The following is a 14849-nucleotide window of genomic DNA, read 5'->3' as shown; positions in this document are numbered from 1 at the left end:
GAAATAGCGCGAGAGGAGGAGACGCCCGGTGAGCCAGCGGGAGTGGATCGAGAAGGACTTCTACAAGGAGCTGGGCGTTTCCTCCAGCGCTAGTGCAGAAGACATCAAGAAGGCGTACCGAAAGTTGGCTCGGGACAACCATCCCGACGCCAATCCCGGCAATGCCGCCGCCGAGAACAAGTTCAAGGCGGTCAGCGAGGCGCACGCCGTTCTGGCCGACCCGGCCAAGCGCAAGGAGTACGACGAGGCCAGGCGCCTGTTCGCCTCCGGTGGCTTCGGTAGCCGCGGCGGCGGTGGCTTCTCACCGGGTGCAGGCGGATTCGGCGGCGGTGGTCAGAGCTTCGACGTAGGCGACATCTTCGGCCAAGGTGGCGGCGACGGCGGACTCGGCGACCTGTTCGGCGGCCTGTTCAATCGCGGTGGCGGCGCGGCGCGCCCACAGAACAACCGGCCTCGACGCGGCAGTGACGTCGAAACCGAGACCACGCTGCAGTTCCGTGAAGCGGCACAGGGCGTTACGGTCCCCTTGCGGTTGACCAGTCCGTCCTCGTGCACCACCTGCCACGGCAGCGGTGCCAAGCCAGGGACCAGCCCCCGAGTGTGCCCCAAGTGCAACGGCCAGGGCGTCGTCAACAGGAACCAAGGCGCATTCGGCTTCAGTGAACCGTGCGACGACTGCCGCGGTTCCGGTTCCATCATCGACGAACCATGCGCCGACTGCCGTGGAACCGGAGTGCAGAACCGGACCCGCAGCATTACCGTGCGCGTACCGGCCGGAATCAGCGACGGCCAGAAGGTGCGCCTCGCCGGACAGGGCGAGGCAGGGCTGCGCGGTGCCCCGTCCGGCGACTTGTTCGTGACGGTACGGGTCAAGCCCGACAAGGTATTCGGGCGAACCGACAACGATCTGACGGTGACCGTCCCGGTGAGCTACGGCGAGTTGGTGCTCGGCACCACGCTGTCGGTGCCCACCCTCGACGGACGCGTCGGTGTCAAGGTTCCACCGGGAACCGTCGACGGCCGAGTGTTGCGCGTACGGGGTCGCGGCATCCCGAAGAAGTCCGGCACCGGTGACCTGATGGTGACCGTCAAAGTTGCCGTCCCGCAGAAACTGGACAATGCTGCTACCGACGCCTTGAAGAACTATCTGGAAGCCGAGAAGGCCAGCGGATTCGACCCGCGGGCCGGGTGGGCAGGTGTGTGATGTCGGTTCCCCCAGACGGTGGTGCCGCGAAATCCGGTGGAGTACAGGCTGATCCGGACGCCCAGATCTTCGTGATCTCGGTCGCCGCGCAGCTTGCGGGCATGCATGCGCAAACCCTGCGCACCTACGACAGGCTCGGGCTCGTCATTCCGCATCGCACCACCGGCGGGGGACGACGCTACTCGCCGCGGGACGTCGCATTGCTCCGTGAAGTGCAACGACTCTCGCAGGACGAGGGGGTCAACCTCGCCGGAATCAAGCGCATCATCGAACTCACCAATCAGGTCGAGGCTCTCCAGGCCCGGGTTTCCGAGCTGGCGCAGGAGTTGGCGACCGTGCACGCGAGCTATCGCCGCGATCTGGTGCCGATTCAACGCAATGCCCTGGTCGTCTGGAAGCCGAGGCATCAGCGCTGAGGGTTCGCCCAGCTCGCAAACGCGCGCGCCTTCGCCAGGTGCGCGCGTTCTCGTGCTCGGTTCGGCCGCTATCTTGCTCGCGTCCGGCGAATGCGCGCGCGTTCGCGGGGAGCGCGATGCGGAGGGAGCTCGAGCCCCTATCCTGGTCGACATGCAGGCGTGGAAATCGACGGTCGTTCAGTACCACCGCCTTCGGAACGACCTCGCGGTAATTCGGCTCGAAGGCGACGTGGTGCCGTTCAAGGCGGGCCAGTCGGTGTCGGTGTCCGTTCCTCAGCACTCTGCGCTGACCCGGCGGTACTCGCCCGCATTGCCGCCATCGCTCGACGGCAAGCTGGAGTTCCACGTCCGCGCAGTTCCGGCCGGCTGGGTCAGCGGGGGCATCGTCAACGAGACACGGCCCGGTGACGTCTGGCAGATCAGTGACCCGCAGGGCAGTCTGCATGTCGACGATTCGGGTCGCGACGTGGTGATGATCGCGGGCGGCACCGGACTGGCTCCGTTGCGCGCGATTCTGCTCGACCTCACCCGATGGGAGAGGCCACCGAAGGTGACGCTCTTCGTCGGAGGTAAGTCGCCCCGCGATCTCTATGCGAGCGACATGCTGTGGTTGATGGCGGCAGAGCTTCCGTGGCTGACCGTCGTTCCTGTGGTCGATCAGTTGCACGAGCCCTGGGCCTCGGACCGGTGGAACGACCGGATTCATGCCGAGATCGGTTCCACCGCAGCATTCTTCGAGCCCGAACACTGCTGGGAGGGTGCTGTGGCCGATGTGGTCGCCACGCAGGGCCCCTTCCCGGATCGGCAGATCCTGGTGTGCGGATCACCGGGTATGGAAGCGGCCACCGTGCGCGCACTCGTCGAGATCGGCACCCCACTCGACGCGGTGCGCCGCTGAGTCAGGGCAGCCGCAGAATCCGTCGTAGATGGGCCAGATCCTCCGCCGATGTGGTGGTGAACTCCGGGGGCGGGGCGTCGGCGATGGATCGGGCCGTTTCGGCGATGCGGCGTCCGGCGTCGGTGAGTCCGATGATGCGGCGTCGGCGATCGTCGGGGTCCTCGGTGCGGATCACCAGTTCTCGCTTTTCCAGTTCGCGAACGTTGAGCGACACGTAGGGCGCATCGGACGCGAGGATCTCGGCCAGCTCGGTGACCGTCCGATCGGAGATGAGCAACTTGGTCAGCAGTTTGGCCCGGAGGAAGCTCATTCCGGTGGCCTCGGCGACGGCCCGTCTGGTGTCGTGTTTCTCGAGCATCAACGCGCGCATCTCACGCCAGACGGCGGCCGCATCGGAGTTCGTCATACGAGCACCGGACGGCCGATGGTCTCGGCGGTCGATCGGGCCCAGCGGCCGGTGGTGACCAGTGCGAGCACGGTGACGACCACGCCTGCACCCGCGATGACGAACCACGCGGGCACTGCGGCAGCGGTGAAACCGTCGGAGATCTCACCGACGATGCTCGCGGTGACGATGGAGCCGACGACCGCCACGCCGAGCGACTGACCCACCTGCCTGCTGGTCGAGGCGATCGCGGACGCCACTCCAGCCTGGCTGCGCGGCATCCCGGACACCGCGGTATTGGTGATCGGGGCGTTGACCATGCCGAACGATATTCCGAAGATCACGTACGCCACCGCCAGCCAGGTGAAGGAGGTCGTGGGGGCCATCCGACTGAGCATCAAGGCCGAGGTCACGAATCCGACGCCTGCGACCAGCAGTGGAATTCGCGCTCCGAGGGAGCCGACGATGCGCCCGGAGATCGGCGCGAAGATCAGGGTCATCAATGCCATCGGCAGGGTGAGGAGACCGGCGTGCAGGGGCGAGAAGCCGCGCACATCCTGGAGGTAGAGGGTGTTGAGGAACAGGAATCCGCCGAGGGATGCGAAGGCGCACACCGCGATCACCGTCGCTCCACTGAAGGGCGCACTGCGGAAGAACTTCAGTTGGATCAACGGCTCTTCGAGACGCGATTCGACGACCAACAGGCCGAGGAGGGAGCCGAGTGCAATGGCACCGGTGAGCACGATCGGCGGCGATGACCAGCCCTTCGTCGGGCCCTCGATGATGGTGAACACCAGGGAGACGAGGAACGCGAAGATCAGGATCTGACCGGCCGGGTCGAACTTGCGTGAGTGTTCGGCTTTGGATTCGGGGACGAATTTCAGCGTCATGGCCAGCGCGAAGATGCCCACGGGGACGTTGATCCAGAAGATGGACTGCCATCCGGCCGCGGTGACGAGGACGCCGCCGAGAGCGGGGCCGGCAGACATCGAGATTCCCACGACGGCACCCCACATTCCGATGGCCCCGGCGCGTTCTTTGGGGTCGGTGAAGGTGTTGGTGATGATCGACATCGCCACGGGATTCATCATCGAGCCGCCGACGGCTTGGAGCATGCGGAAGGCGACGAGCCAGCCGAGGGAGGGTGCGATGCTGCACAGCAGGGACCCGAGTACGAACGTCCCGGTTCCGATGAGGAAGAAGCGCTTGCGGCCGTACCTGTCGGCCATCGAGCCGCCGAGCATGAGCAGTGACGCCACTACCAGGGTGTATGCATCGATGATCCATTGCAGACCGGATACCGACGCGTTCAGGTCGGCGCGCATCGACGGCAGTGCGATGTTGACGATCGTGTTGTCGGTGCTGACGAGAAACAGGCTGAGGCAGCAGATGCCGAGCACCGAATATCGGTGCCGTCGGGTCAACTCGCCCATGTCCACCTCCGGCCAAGTATTTGTATATGTACAACTATTACATGAGTACTCCTAACTTGTTGAGCGAGCAAGTGCGATGCAGGTGACGTTGCCCGCTAGGGTGTGGGTCACAGACTCGCTGTATTCGTGAATGGAGAACAACCGTGGCTTCCGAGATCGCACCAGGCGACCTGGTTCAGGCGTCCGGGCACGCCGGCCCGTGGAAGGTGCTCGAGATCCGCCAGGGTCTGGCGTTGCTCGAGCATCACGACGGACATCGACTGTCGGTACGGACCACCACGGTCGAGGTGGTGCGCAAGGCGTCGAGCAACGAGGGTTCGACTCCGCAGGCAGAGGCGGAGAGCGAGAACCCCTCGCTGTTCGACGAGAACTGACCTACCGCGCCTTTCGTTCCACCGCGTACTTCTGCCGCAGCGACTTCGAGATCTGCTTGAACTCCCGCAGCTTCTCGTTGCGTGCTCTGGCATCATGCCTCGAGGTTGCCCACGCGTTCTCCCGCAGCAGCTTTCGGTAATTTCCGAGCCTACGGGCGGTGAGTTCACCCGAATCGACGGCGGCGAGCACCGCACATCCGGGCTCGTGCACGTGCGCGCAGTCGCCGAAGCGACACGAGGCGGCGAGTTCGTCGATGTCGGAAAAAGTGCTTGCCACCGCATCTTCCGATCCCTGCACCCCCACCGACCGCAGGCCCGGTGTGTCCAGGAGCGTCAGTTCCGTGTCGGGAATCGGCACCAACTCGCGATGCGTTGTCGTGTGCCTGCCCTTGCTGTCCGCCGCACGGGTGTCGCCGGTGACGAATGCGCTGCGATCGAGCAAGGCATTACCGAGGGTCGACTTTCCCGATCCCGACGGCCCGATCAGCGCCACGGTTCCGCGCAGATGCGCTGTCAGTGAATCGATTCCGTCGCCCGACAGTGCGCTGGTGCGGCAGACGGCGACGCCGGGCGCGCAGGCTCGAAGCTGGTCCTCGGCCACGGCGCCACTGTCGGCTTTGGTGATCACGAGAACGGGGACGGCACCGCTGCCCCAGACAAGCGTGAGGTAGCGCTCGACGCGACCGAGATCGACAGTGGTGTCCGACGCGACAGCCACCACGACGGTATCGACATTCGCCCCGAGAACCTGTGTCTCGGAGGTCGATCCGGCGCACGCGCGTTCGATCGCCGTTCGGCGGGGCAGGATATCGGCCAGGAGGAACTGGCGTTCGGAATGTTGCCGGAGGGCGACCCAGTCCCCGGCGCAGGTACGAGTGCCTGCGCCGCGGACGATTCCGTCACCGGTCACGGCATCGAATTCACCGCGGTCTACGCGAACGACGCGGCCGAGAACCGATCCCGGGGAGAGCTTTTCGAACTCGGTCAGCCAGTGCTGGTCGAGGCCGTACTGGTCCAGTGGAGACATGCAAGATCCTTCGGAGAGGCGGAACGAGGGCTCGGGTGTGTGCTCGTCCAGGTGGCCATGATGCCCACCTCCTCACGTGAAAGCGCATGAAAAAACCGTCGACGGCACGCTAACAGCCGTCGACGGTCTCGGGAAAGCGATTTATCGCTGCGCCGGGCCTGACCCTTCCGGGGGTTGTGCCAGCGCGGTCAGGAAAGAGCGAGCCCAGCGATCGACATCGTGCGCGAGCACCTGCCGACGCATGGCACGCATGTGCCGTTTGCCTGCTTCGGGTTCCTGTTCGAGTGCGCCGGTGATCGCGTCCTTCACGCTGTCCAGGTCATGTGGGTTGCACAAGTACGACTGACGCAGTTCTGCTGCTGCACCGGTGAATTCGCTGAGGACCAACGCTCCGCCGAGATCGCTGCGGCAGGCCACGTATTCCTTGGCGACGAGGTTCATGCCGTCGCGCAGCGGGGTGACCAGCATGACGTCGGCGGCGACGAAATACGCCAGCAGATCGTCGCGGGGGATCGGCCGGTGCAGGTAGTGCACCACCGGGTGCCCCACCTGGCCGTACTCGCCGTTGATTCGACCCACCTGTTGCTCGATCTCGCTGCGCATCGCGACGTAACTCTCGACGCGTTCACGGCTCGGCGTCGCCAACTGCACGATGATGTTCTCGGCCGGATCGACGCGTCCCTCTTCGAGCAACTCGCGAAAAGCATTGAGCCGGACGTCGATTCCCTTGGTGTAGTCCAAGCGATCGACGCCGAGCATGATGCGTTTCGGGTTGCCGAGGTCCTTGCGCAGTTGCTTCGCGCGATCGCGGACGGCCTTCGTCCGTGACTTGGTGTCGAGATCACCGGAATCGATGGAGATCGGAAACGCGCCGACTCGCACGGTCCTGAACCCCACCTGCACGACGCCCAACTTGGACCGCACGCCGACGGTGCCGCGGGACGTGGTTCCCCCGGCGAGGCGTCGGGCAAGGTAGAGGAAGTTCTGCGCGCCGCCGGACAGGTGGAAGCCGATGAGGTCGGCACCGAGCAGTCCTTCGACGATCTCGGTGCGCCACGGCATCTGCATGAACAGCTCGATCGGCGGGAACGGGATGTGCAGGAAGAACCCGATGGTCAGATCGGGGCGCAGCATGCGCAGCATCTTGGGGACGAGCTGGAGCTGGTAGTCCTGGATCCACACCGTTGCGCCCTGAGCCGCCGCCTCGGACGTCTTCTCGGCGAAGCGGCGGTTGACCTCGACATAGGCGTTCCACCAGTCGCGGTCGTACACCGGTTTGACGATGACGTCGTGGTAGAGCGGCCACAGGGTGGCGTTGGAAAAGCCCTCGTAATACTGCTTGTACTCGTTCTCGCTGATCGGGACCGGACGCAGTTGCAAGTCGTCCTCGACGAAGGGCTCGACGTCGACATCGGACACCCCGACCCAGCCCACCCAGGCACCCTTGTTCGCGCGCAGGATCGGCTCGAGGGCGGTGACCAACCCGCCGGGGCTTCGCTTCCATCGCGTGCTCCCGTCCGGGAGCTTCTCCAGATCGACCGGGAGCCTATTGGCAACGACGACGAAATCCGAACCCTGCGAGGCGTCAGCCACAACTGTCCAATCCGCTTGTTGATCCTGGGGGACTATCCCTGCGTAGACCGGCTCATTCGGTCTTCGCTACGGGATCTATACCCAGCATCGACAACAACATGCGGCATTCGTCGGCATCGGTCGCGTATGCGGCGACGACGCGCTGAGCCTGGCTGGCCGTTTCGTACTCGAGTGGGACGATGTCTTCGTCGGCGATGTCGTTGTCGGTCGATGTCTTGGCAGGCATGGTGTTCTCCGTACTCTCTGCTGGACTTATTCGGTGTTCTCTGGTCCCGACTCTATGTAAATGTGGCACCCCATCGCCAGTTCGTGATGCCTTAGGCTGCAGCAAATGACCGAATCTGTACCGCACAGCGCTGCTCGGACGGTGATGGAGGCACCTTCTCCGGCGACCGGCTCCGCGATTCTGCGGCGCACCGTACGACGGCATCGCACCCGCCTGATCGTCTCGTCGCTGCTGTTCGGGGTGCATCAACTGTGCGAAACGATGGTCCCGGTGGCCATCGGACTGATCGTCTCGCGGGCCATCGACACCGGTGACATCACGGCGATGATCGCCTCGCTGATCGGGCTGGCGGCTCTGTTCGTCACTCTGTCCTACGCCTGGCGTATCGGTGCACGCATCATCGTCGTCGCCATCGAGCGGGAGGCGCACCTGGTCCGCGTGGAGGTTGCCGGACGCGTCCTCGACCCACGGGGCCTGCGGACCGAGCTGTCGGCAGGGGAGTTGCTCACGGTCTCGACATCCGACGCCGAGAAGGAGTCGTGGATCCTCGATCTGATCGCCCGGGTCTTCGCATCGGCCGTGGCGGTCCTCGCGTCGGCAGTGGCGTTGCTGGTGGTCGACATTCCCCTCGGCCTCGCCGTCGTCATCGGTACCCCGGTCATCCTCATTGCACTGCAGCGCCTCGCTCCACTGCTGACCCGCGCGGCCACCGAGCAGCAAGCCCGGGTGGCCGGGGTGTCCGGCATGGCCACGGATCTGGTCAGCGGAGTGCGGCCCTTGCGAGGCATCGGGGCCGAGAACGCCGCGACGCAGCGGTTCGTGACATCGAGCCGCACGGCACTGGCCGCGACATTGAAGCTCGCTCGCGCCAACAGCGTCTACCAGGGACTTGCGACGACCATCAACGCCCTGCTCGCTGTCGGGATCGCCGGAACCGCCGGCTGGTTCGCGCTGCAGGGCCGCATCTCGGTCGGCGAACTGATCACCGTCATCGGATTGTCGCAGTTCGTCATCGAACCGCTGACCGGGCTGTCGAGAATCCCCGGAGTGGTCGCGATGGTGCGTGGATCTGCCGATCGGCTCGCCCTGGTGCTCGGTGCAGAACACGTGCTGCCGCCGTCGGAGTCCGTGGTTCCACCGAACACCGACCTCGCCGTCGACGAGGTTCGGTTCCGATCGCTCGATGGCCTCACCTTCCGGGCCGCGCCGGGTGAGATGCTCGGTGTGGTCGCCCACCGCCCACAGGACGGTGAAGCCCTCGCCGCACTACTGTCCGGCCAGATATCCGACGCCGATTACAGCGGAGAAGTCCGGATCGGCGGAATTGCGGCGGGACGCATCGATCTTCGACGCGCCCGCCAGACCGTGCTCGCCGAGCCGCACATCACCGACCTGTTCGCCGGGACGCTCCGAAGCAACGTCACAGCAGGACGACAGCGGCCCGACGCCGATCTCCGACACGTCCTGCAGGCATCGGCGGCCACCGACGTCGTCGACCTGCACGAGGCCGGTCTCGACCACGCCGTCACCGACCGCGGAGCCAGCCTGTCCGGTGGGCAACGCCAACGCGTCGCCTTGGCGCGAGCGCTGTCGGTCGACGCGCCTGTCCTGGTACTGCACGACCCCACCACCGCTGTCGATGCCGTCACCGAACACACCATCGCCCGCGGTATCACCGAGCTTCGGCACAACCGCAGCGCGGCACAGACAACGATCCTCATCACGACGAGCCCCGCCCTGCTGTCGGTGACGCATCGTGTTCTCGTCCTCGACGGCGGACGCGTCGTCGCCGAGGGAACGCACCACGATCTCGCGTCCTCGGACGCGCAGTACAGGGAGATGGTGCTGCGATGACCGCCCCCGACCTACTTCCGATCGCCTCCGGGGCACGCTCCGGGAAGTGGCTGCTCGAACAGTTGCGACTACGCAAGGTCCGCACCGCGGCGACGCTGCTGCTCGGCGCGATCGCCGCAGCGATGTCACTGGTTCCCGTGTACGTGCTCGGTGTCCTGGTCGACCGAGTCCGCGACGGTGCGGACCCTCAGGCGATCATCGTGGTAGTGGTGGTGATCTCGGTGGCTGCCGTGATCGGCGGGGTCGTCACCGGTTTCAGTGGCTACCTCATCAGCACTCTCGGCGAGGGCATCCTGGCCTCGCTGCGCGAGGCCGTCGTTCGGCGCGCACTGCATCTTCCGGTTGCCACGTTGGAACGAGTGGGCAAGGGCGACTTGCTCTCTCGGGTGGGCGACGATGTTGCGGTGATGGCGAAGTCGATCGGTGAAGTGATCCCGCAGCTCGTCGGCGCGTTCCTGCTCGTGTGCCTGAGCATGATCACGATGCTCGGCATCGACTGGCGGCTCGGCCTGGCAGGGCTGGTGGCACTGCCGATGTATGTCCTTGCGTTGCACTGGTATCTGCCGCGTTCGGCTCCGCTGTATGCCGCGGAGAGGGTTGCGATGGGCTCGCGGGCGCAGTCGTTCGTCAGCAGCATGCAGGGCGCAAAGACGGTGCGTGCGTACGGGCTGGAGTCTGCGCATCTCACCGAGATCGACCGGGCGTCGGCGAAAGCCCGCGACATCGGTCTCGAGGTGTTCCGATTGTTCACCCGGTTCGGCTCGCGGAGCAATCGCGCCGAATGCGTCGGACTGTCGGTGATCCTGCTGGCCGGATTTCTTTTGGTACGAGGCGATTACGTCACCGTGGGCGAGACGACGGCCGCCGCCCTGCTGTTTCATCGCCTGTTCAATCCGATCGGCACGCTGCTGTTCACGTTCGACGACATCCAGTCCGCCGGAGCGTCGTTGGCTCGGCTGGTCGGCGTCGTCGATATCGCCGACGGACGCCACGTGGGCGACGGTTCCGTGCCATCCGACGCCACCTTGGACGTCACCGATCTTCGACACGAGTACGAGCCCGGCCACGAGGTGCTGCACGGGGTGAACCTGCGGGTCGGAGCAGGGGAGACCGTTGCACTCGTCGGATCCACCGGTGCCGGCAAATCCACGATCGCAGCGATCGCGGCCGGCTCGATGGCGTCGACGTCCGGGACGGTTCGCGTCGGCGGCGCATCATTGGACGCGCTGGGCAGCGAAGGATTGCGACGGCACGTGGCGATCGTCAGCCAGGAAGTGCACGTGTTCGCCGGACGATTGATCGACGACGTGCTGCTTGCCGCCCCGGATGCAGGTCGTGACGAGGTCGAAGCCGCGCTGCGCACCGTCGGGGCATGGGGCTGGGTAGAGGCGCTCGAGAGCGGACTGGACACCGTCGTCGGTGAGGGTGGGCACCAGTTGACGGCGGCACAATCGCAGCAACTGGCCTTGGCGCGAATGGTTCTTGCCGATCCGGCCGTTGCCGTGCTGGACGAGGCCACTGCCGAGGCAGGCAGTTCCGGTGCCCGAGACCTAGAGGCTGCCGCGGAGGCGGCGACGAGGGGTCGCAGTACCTTGATCGTCGCGCATCGCCTGACGCAGGCCGCGGCCGCCGACCGCGTGGTGGTGCTCGAACACGGCACAATTCTCGAGCAGGGTCCGCACGAGGAGTTGGTCGCCGCCGGCGGACGATACGCACAGTTGTGGGAGGCGTGGCAGGGTCGCTAAGTGCTTTAGCGATTTGCCTATAGGTATTAGTTTTGGTTACGGTGTCCTCGAACGAGGAGGCCGCTATGGGACGTGCCGGATTGAACGCGCAACGCATCGTGCGTGCGGGAGCCGACCTGGCCGATGAGGTCGGCTTCGAGCGCGTGACCGCGAGCGAGATCGCCAGGCGGTTCGACGTCAAAGTGGCGAGTCTGTATTCGCACCTGAAGAGCGCGCACCAGTTGAACGTCGGCATCGCGCTACTGGCGTTGGAGGAACTGGCCGACCGCGTCTCGGAGGCTCTGGCGGGACGAGCGGGCAAGGATGCGCTGGTGGCCGTTGCGAACGCGTATCTCGACTACTCGCGCGAGCACCCCGGTCGCTATGCCGCAACACAGTTTCCGCTCGATCACGAGACGGCGATTGCCAGTGCCGGCGTGCGTCACTCGGCGATGATGAAGGCGATTCTGCGCGGGTATCACCTGAACGAGGTGGACCAGGTGCATGCGGTTCGATTGCTGGGCAGCGTGTTTCACGGTTTCGCCAGCCTCGATGCATCCGGCTCGTTCAGCCACAGCGCACCCGACTCGCAGGAGTCCTGGGTCCGCATTCTCGACGGAATCGATACTCTCCTACAGCAGTGGAGGCAGTGATCATGGAACCGATCTCCGAACGCGACATCAGGTCTTCGTTCGTCAACTCGTCCAAGGGCGACGCCAACCGGCTCACCCTTCCCGACGCTTTCGGCGCCGTACCCTGGGAAGATTTGGACTTCTTCGGCTGGGTCGACGCCAAATTGGCCGGTAGGAGCTATGTCGTCATTCCTGCTGAGGATCGGCTGCGCGGAATCGCACTGCGCTACAAGCCCGGTGGTCCACGTACTGCACAAATGTGCAGCATCTGCCTCACCACACATGCGAACGGTGGGGTGTCCCTGATGGCTGCAGCGAAGGCCGGAGAATCCGGCAGGCGAGGCAATACCGTCGGAACCTATCTCTGCTCTGATCTGGCGTGCTCGCTATACGCGCGCAAGAAGAAGACTCCGGCGCTGGGGCGGCAGTTCAAGGAAGACTTCGACGTCGACACGCGCACAGCGGCAGTGCGAGAGAACATCGGTGCGTTTCTCGCTCGCGTCCTGGACTGATCAGCTTCGGTCCCACGAGCGTCGCTGCGCTCCGTCGTGCGCCTTTAGCGCACTTAAAGGTACGCAAAAGGCGCACGACCTGAAGGGCAACGATGCCGCAATTCTCGCCTGATCAGCGCTGGGTGTGTATTCGCACGCCGATCTCGTTCGCTTCGATGTTCTCGCGCAGTACGAATCGCCTGTCGTAGTCGCCGCCGTTCTGGGAGCGGTAGGGGATCGGCTCGTCGGTGGGCAGGCCCTTCACGCGCTGAAGGAGCTCTGATTCTGCTGCAGCGTAACCGGTCTCGGTCATCCGATCGGCACTAGCCACGAGAACCGGGGGCAATACCGACATCCCGGTGTAGAACAGAATGCCGTGTTGAATCGGGTACAGCAGCTCATCCAAACTGCCGCTGATTCCGCGCGGGGAAACGGTGTGTTCGCTCCCGCCCATACTGAGAACCACCATCGCCCGCTTGCCGCCGAGCACGCCATCCCCGTAGCGGCGGGTGCTGCCGTCCGCTGCTCGAATGCCGTAACCGAAGCCTTCGACGAACACCCGATCCACCCAGCCCTTCATGATCGCCGGCATCGAGTACCACCACAGCGGAAAGTGCAATACCACGGCGTCGGCGCGTAGCAGCTTCTGCTGCTCGGCCGCAATGTCCGGAGCCTGGGTGCCGGCAGCGAGCGCCGCGATCGACGCCGCTGCCACGCGGAAGCGTCTCGCGCGATCGTGGGCGTAGTCCTGCGGTGTGACCACCGGATTCCACTGCATTGCATAAAGATCCGACTGTTCGACGGTATGGCCGTGTGCGCGGAGTTCGGTCAGAGCGGCGTCGCGGAGCGTGCCGTTGAGTGAGCGAGGTTCGGGATGGGCAAAGACCCACAGGATGTTCATCTTCATGACTCTGGTCGACGAGCGAGCAGCGAAACAGTGGCATGAACGACAACTTGTGAAAGATTTCGGCCACAGTCTCGGGAAGCGTCAATCGCGTCTCTTGGACGGCGGCAGCAGTACAGCTACGAGCAGCCAGGCGACGGCAGCGACGAGTGCCAGTCCCCAGCCTGCAATACCGGCCCACGGGACATCGAGCACTGTTCCGCCCAGAATGCCTGCTATCACCAGGGCGGCGAACACCGGCGACAGTCGACCTCCGCTCGTATCGGATCCGTGGGAACGCTCCTCGTGCGCCTTTTGCGCACCTAGAGGTACGCAAAAGGCGCACGACGAATCGCCCGTGGCAGGATTCGGCCATGACGCATCGCATTGCTGTCTACGTGCGCGACGGCCTCCTGGCCATGGAGTTGGGCATCGTGCATCGCCTGTTCGGACAGGCGCGATCGGATGCCGGTGAGGCGTTGTACGAGGTGATCACCTGCACCGACGTGCCGGGACCGATCCGTACCGATTCCGATGTCCGAATAGTGGTGGAGCGCGGACTCGATGCTGTCGCGGAGGCAGACACCGTGATCGTTCCGGCCTCCGATCTGGACTACGACGCAGCCGGCGGAGATCGCCCACTCCCGTTCGACACGGTGTCGACCCGAAGACTGGCATCGATCTGCACCGGTTCGTTCGTACTGGCGGCGGCAGGGGTACTCGACGGCAAGCGGGCCACCACACATTGGAAGTCGGCAGCGCGCTTCGTCGAGTTGTATCCGACCGTGTTGCTGGACCCGAACGTGCTCTACACCGAGGACGGCAATGTGCTGACCGCAGCGGGGGAGGCATCGGGAATCGATCTGTGTTTGTACATGATTCGGCAGGATTTCGGTGCGGCAGTGGCCAATCGGGTTGCCCGCGGCACTGTGGTACCGCCTCATCGTAGTGGGGGACAGGCGCAGTACATCGACACTCCGGCGCCGCGGACGCACGCTACGTCCACAGCAGATGCGCAGGAATGGGCATTGCGCAATCTGGATGCGGCCCTGTCGGTCGAGGATTTGGCGCGGCATCAGTCCATGAGTCTTCGAACGTTCTCCCGCCGATTCGCAGCCGAAGTCGGTGTGTCCCCTGCGCGTTGGATCGTGGCGCAGCGCGTCCAGCGGGCGCGGGAATTGCTCGAGAACACCGATATGACCATCGAAAGAATTGCCCACGACACAGGATTCGGCACTGCCACGTCTCTGCGTCATCAGCTCGCCGCGGAGTTGGGTGTCTCGCCCAGTGCGTATCGGGCGACGTTCAGAGTTGGCAGTTGATGCGCCTAGCACAGGTCACCGACAAGAACGTGCTCACGAATAGTTCTGCAAGGCAATAGTTTTCGATTTGACGATCATTGCGACTCGAACAGCAGTTCGATACTGTTGGGTCATGACGACCGAGATCTGGCAACTGAGCGAGGACCAACTCCTCGCCGACGCCGCCGCGGTCTCCCACCAGATCCAGTTGTTGGAGGCCCGCCGCATCGCCCTCGTCGCCGAGATCGACACCCGCGTCACCCGCGAGAAACTCGGCTTCCCCGGACCCGCCGGCTGGCTCACCTCCACCACCCTGCTCACGCCAGGCAAAGCCAACAAAATTCTCGCCCTCGCCCGCGGACTGAAGAACTTCCCCGACATCGCCGACGCCGTCAACACCGGCAGCAT

General features: G+C 64.8%; 16 protein-coding genes and 1 pseudogene. 10 read left to right on the top strand and 7 right to left on the bottom strand.

Features of this window, described 5'->3' with window-relative positions:
• Nucleotides 1–28: 28 nt before the first annotated feature.
• The 3 genes from dnaJ (at nucleotide 29) to ACOQFP_RS11215 (ending at nucleotide 2518) form a co-directional block, all read left to right on the top strand.
• On the top strand, nucleotides 29–1204 hold the full coding sequence (dnaJ, locus tag ACOQFP_RS11225; protein ID WP_206492021.1) for a molecular chaperone DnaJ: 1176 nt from the start codon (nucleotides 29–31) through the stop codon (nucleotides 1202–1204).
• Nucleotides 1204–1620 (top strand): heat shock protein transcriptional repressor HspR, encoded by a 417-nt coding sequence (locus tag ACOQFP_RS11220; RefSeq protein ID WP_206492022.1) that lies wholly within the window; start codon nucleotides 1204–1206, stop codon nucleotides 1618–1620. Before dnaJ ends, ACOQFP_RS11220 begins: the two co-directional genes overlap by 1 nt.
• A gap of 151 nt (nucleotides 1621–1771) precedes the next feature.
• On the top strand, nucleotides 1772–2518 hold the full coding sequence (locus tag ACOQFP_RS11215) for an FAD-binding oxidoreductase (RefSeq protein WP_341244199.1): 747 nt from the start codon (nucleotides 1772–1774) through the stop codon (nucleotides 2516–2518).
• Nucleotide 2519: 1 nt separating this feature from the next.
• Here the strand turns inward: ACOQFP_RS11215 and ACOQFP_RS11210 are convergent, their stop codons facing one another.
• Entirely contained in the window at nucleotides 2520–2924 is a 405-nt protein-coding gene (locus tag ACOQFP_RS11210; protein WP_421584369.1) for a MarR family winged helix-turn-helix transcriptional regulator, read from the bottom strand.
• Complete coding sequence (locus ACOQFP_RS11205; RefSeq protein WP_421584368.1) at nucleotides 2921–4336, bottom strand: MFS transporter; 1416 nt, start codon at nucleotides 4334–4336, stop codon at nucleotides 2921–2923. The genes ACOQFP_RS11210 and ACOQFP_RS11205 overlap by 4 nt, the downstream gene beginning before the upstream one ends.
• Before the next feature lie 143 nt (nucleotides 4337–4479).
• On the opposite strand from ACOQFP_RS11205, the gene ACOQFP_RS11200 reads away from it, so the two are divergent.
• Nucleotides 4480–4710 (top strand): hypothetical protein, encoded by a 231-nt coding sequence (locus tag ACOQFP_RS11200; protein ID WP_206492026.1) that lies wholly within the window; start codon nucleotides 4480–4482, stop codon nucleotides 4708–4710.
• A 1-nt stretch (nucleotide 4711) separates the two neighbouring features.
• Here ACOQFP_RS11200 and rsgA read toward each other — a convergent pair whose 3' ends face one another.
• The 3 genes from rsgA to ACOQFP_RS11185 all read right to left on the bottom strand — a co-directional run bounded on the left by rsgA (nucleotide 4712) and on the right by ACOQFP_RS11185 (nucleotide 7556).
• Nucleotides 4712–5737 (bottom strand): ribosome small subunit-dependent GTPase A, encoded by a 1026-nt coding sequence (rsgA, locus tag ACOQFP_RS11195; protein ID WP_421584367.1) that lies wholly within the window; start codon nucleotides 5735–5737, stop codon nucleotides 4712–4714.
• Between the two features lie 141 nt (nucleotides 5738–5878).
• Nucleotides 5879–7330: an alpha,alpha-trehalose-phosphate synthase (UDP-forming) gene (locus tag ACOQFP_RS11190; RefSeq protein ID WP_421584366.1), complete on the bottom strand. Its 1452-nt coding sequence runs from the start codon at nucleotides 7328–7330 to the stop codon at nucleotides 5879–5881.
• Nucleotides 7331–7382: 52 nt separating this feature from the next.
• Entirely contained in the window at nucleotides 7383–7556 is a 174-nt protein-coding gene (locus ACOQFP_RS11185; RefSeq protein ID WP_206492949.1) for a hypothetical protein, read from the bottom strand.
• 144 nt (nucleotides 7557–7700) lie between these two features.
• On the opposite strand from ACOQFP_RS11185, the gene ACOQFP_RS11180 reads away from it, so the two are divergent.
• From ACOQFP_RS11180 to ACOQFP_RS11165, 4 genes are all read left to right on the top strand, one after another.
• Nucleotides 7701–9410 carry an ABC transporter ATP-binding protein gene (locus ACOQFP_RS11180; RefSeq protein WP_421584413.1) on the top strand — a complete coding sequence of 570 codons (1710 nt, stop codon included), beginning with the start codon at nucleotides 7701–7703 and terminating at the stop codon, nucleotides 9408–9410.
• Complete coding sequence (locus tag ACOQFP_RS11175; protein WP_421584365.1) at nucleotides 9407–11155, top strand: ABC transporter ATP-binding protein; 1749 nt, start codon at nucleotides 9407–9409, stop codon at nucleotides 11153–11155. Before ACOQFP_RS11180 ends, ACOQFP_RS11175 begins: the two co-directional genes overlap by 4 nt.
• A gap of 65 nt (nucleotides 11156–11220) precedes the next feature.
• On the top strand, nucleotides 11221–11787 hold the full coding sequence (locus tag ACOQFP_RS11170) for a TetR/AcrR family transcriptional regulator (protein ID WP_421584364.1): 567 nt from the start codon (nucleotides 11221–11223) through the stop codon (nucleotides 11785–11787).
• 2 nt (nucleotides 11788–11789) lie between these two features.
• Complete coding sequence (locus tag ACOQFP_RS11165) at nucleotides 11790–12278, top strand: FBP domain-containing protein (protein ID WP_421584363.1); 489 nt, start codon at nucleotides 11790–11792, stop codon at nucleotides 12276–12278.
• A 112-nt stretch (nucleotides 12279–12390) separates the two neighbouring features.
• On the opposite strand, the gene ACOQFP_RS11160 is transcribed toward ACOQFP_RS11165, so the two are convergent.
• Both ACOQFP_RS11160 and ACOQFP_RS11155 read right to left on the bottom strand, forming a co-directional pair.
• The gene (locus ACOQFP_RS11160) at nucleotides 12391–13158 is read right to left on the bottom strand and encodes an NAD(P)H-dependent oxidoreductase (RefSeq protein ID WP_421584362.1); all 768 of its coding nucleotides are present in this window, start codon (nucleotides 13156–13158) and stop codon (nucleotides 12391–12393) included.
• A gap of 87 nt (nucleotides 13159–13245) precedes the next feature.
• Nucleotides 13246–13398 (bottom strand): hypothetical protein, encoded by a 153-nt coding sequence (locus ACOQFP_RS11155; RefSeq protein WP_421584361.1) that lies wholly within the window; start codon nucleotides 13396–13398, stop codon nucleotides 13246–13248.
• A 116-nt stretch (nucleotides 13399–13514) separates the two neighbouring features.
• Between ACOQFP_RS11155 and ACOQFP_RS11150 the strand changes: the two genes are divergently transcribed.
• Complete coding sequence (locus tag ACOQFP_RS11150; RefSeq protein WP_421584360.1) at nucleotides 13515–14462, top strand: GlxA family transcriptional regulator; 948 nt, start codon at nucleotides 13515–13517, stop codon at nucleotides 14460–14462.
• A gap of 112 nt (nucleotides 14463–14574) precedes the next feature.
• A pseudogene (locus ACOQFP_RS11145) lies at nucleotides 14575–14849 on the top strand (HNH endonuclease); the annotation flags it as partial.

Source organism: Rhodococcus sp. MALMAid1271, from assembly GCF_049195265.1.
Lineage (GTDB): Bacteria > Actinomycetota > Actinomycetes > Mycobacteriales > Mycobacteriaceae > Rhodococcoides.
The sequence above is the reverse complement of the archived record's forward strand: the minus strand, read 5'-3'. Positions and strand labels throughout refer to the sequence as shown.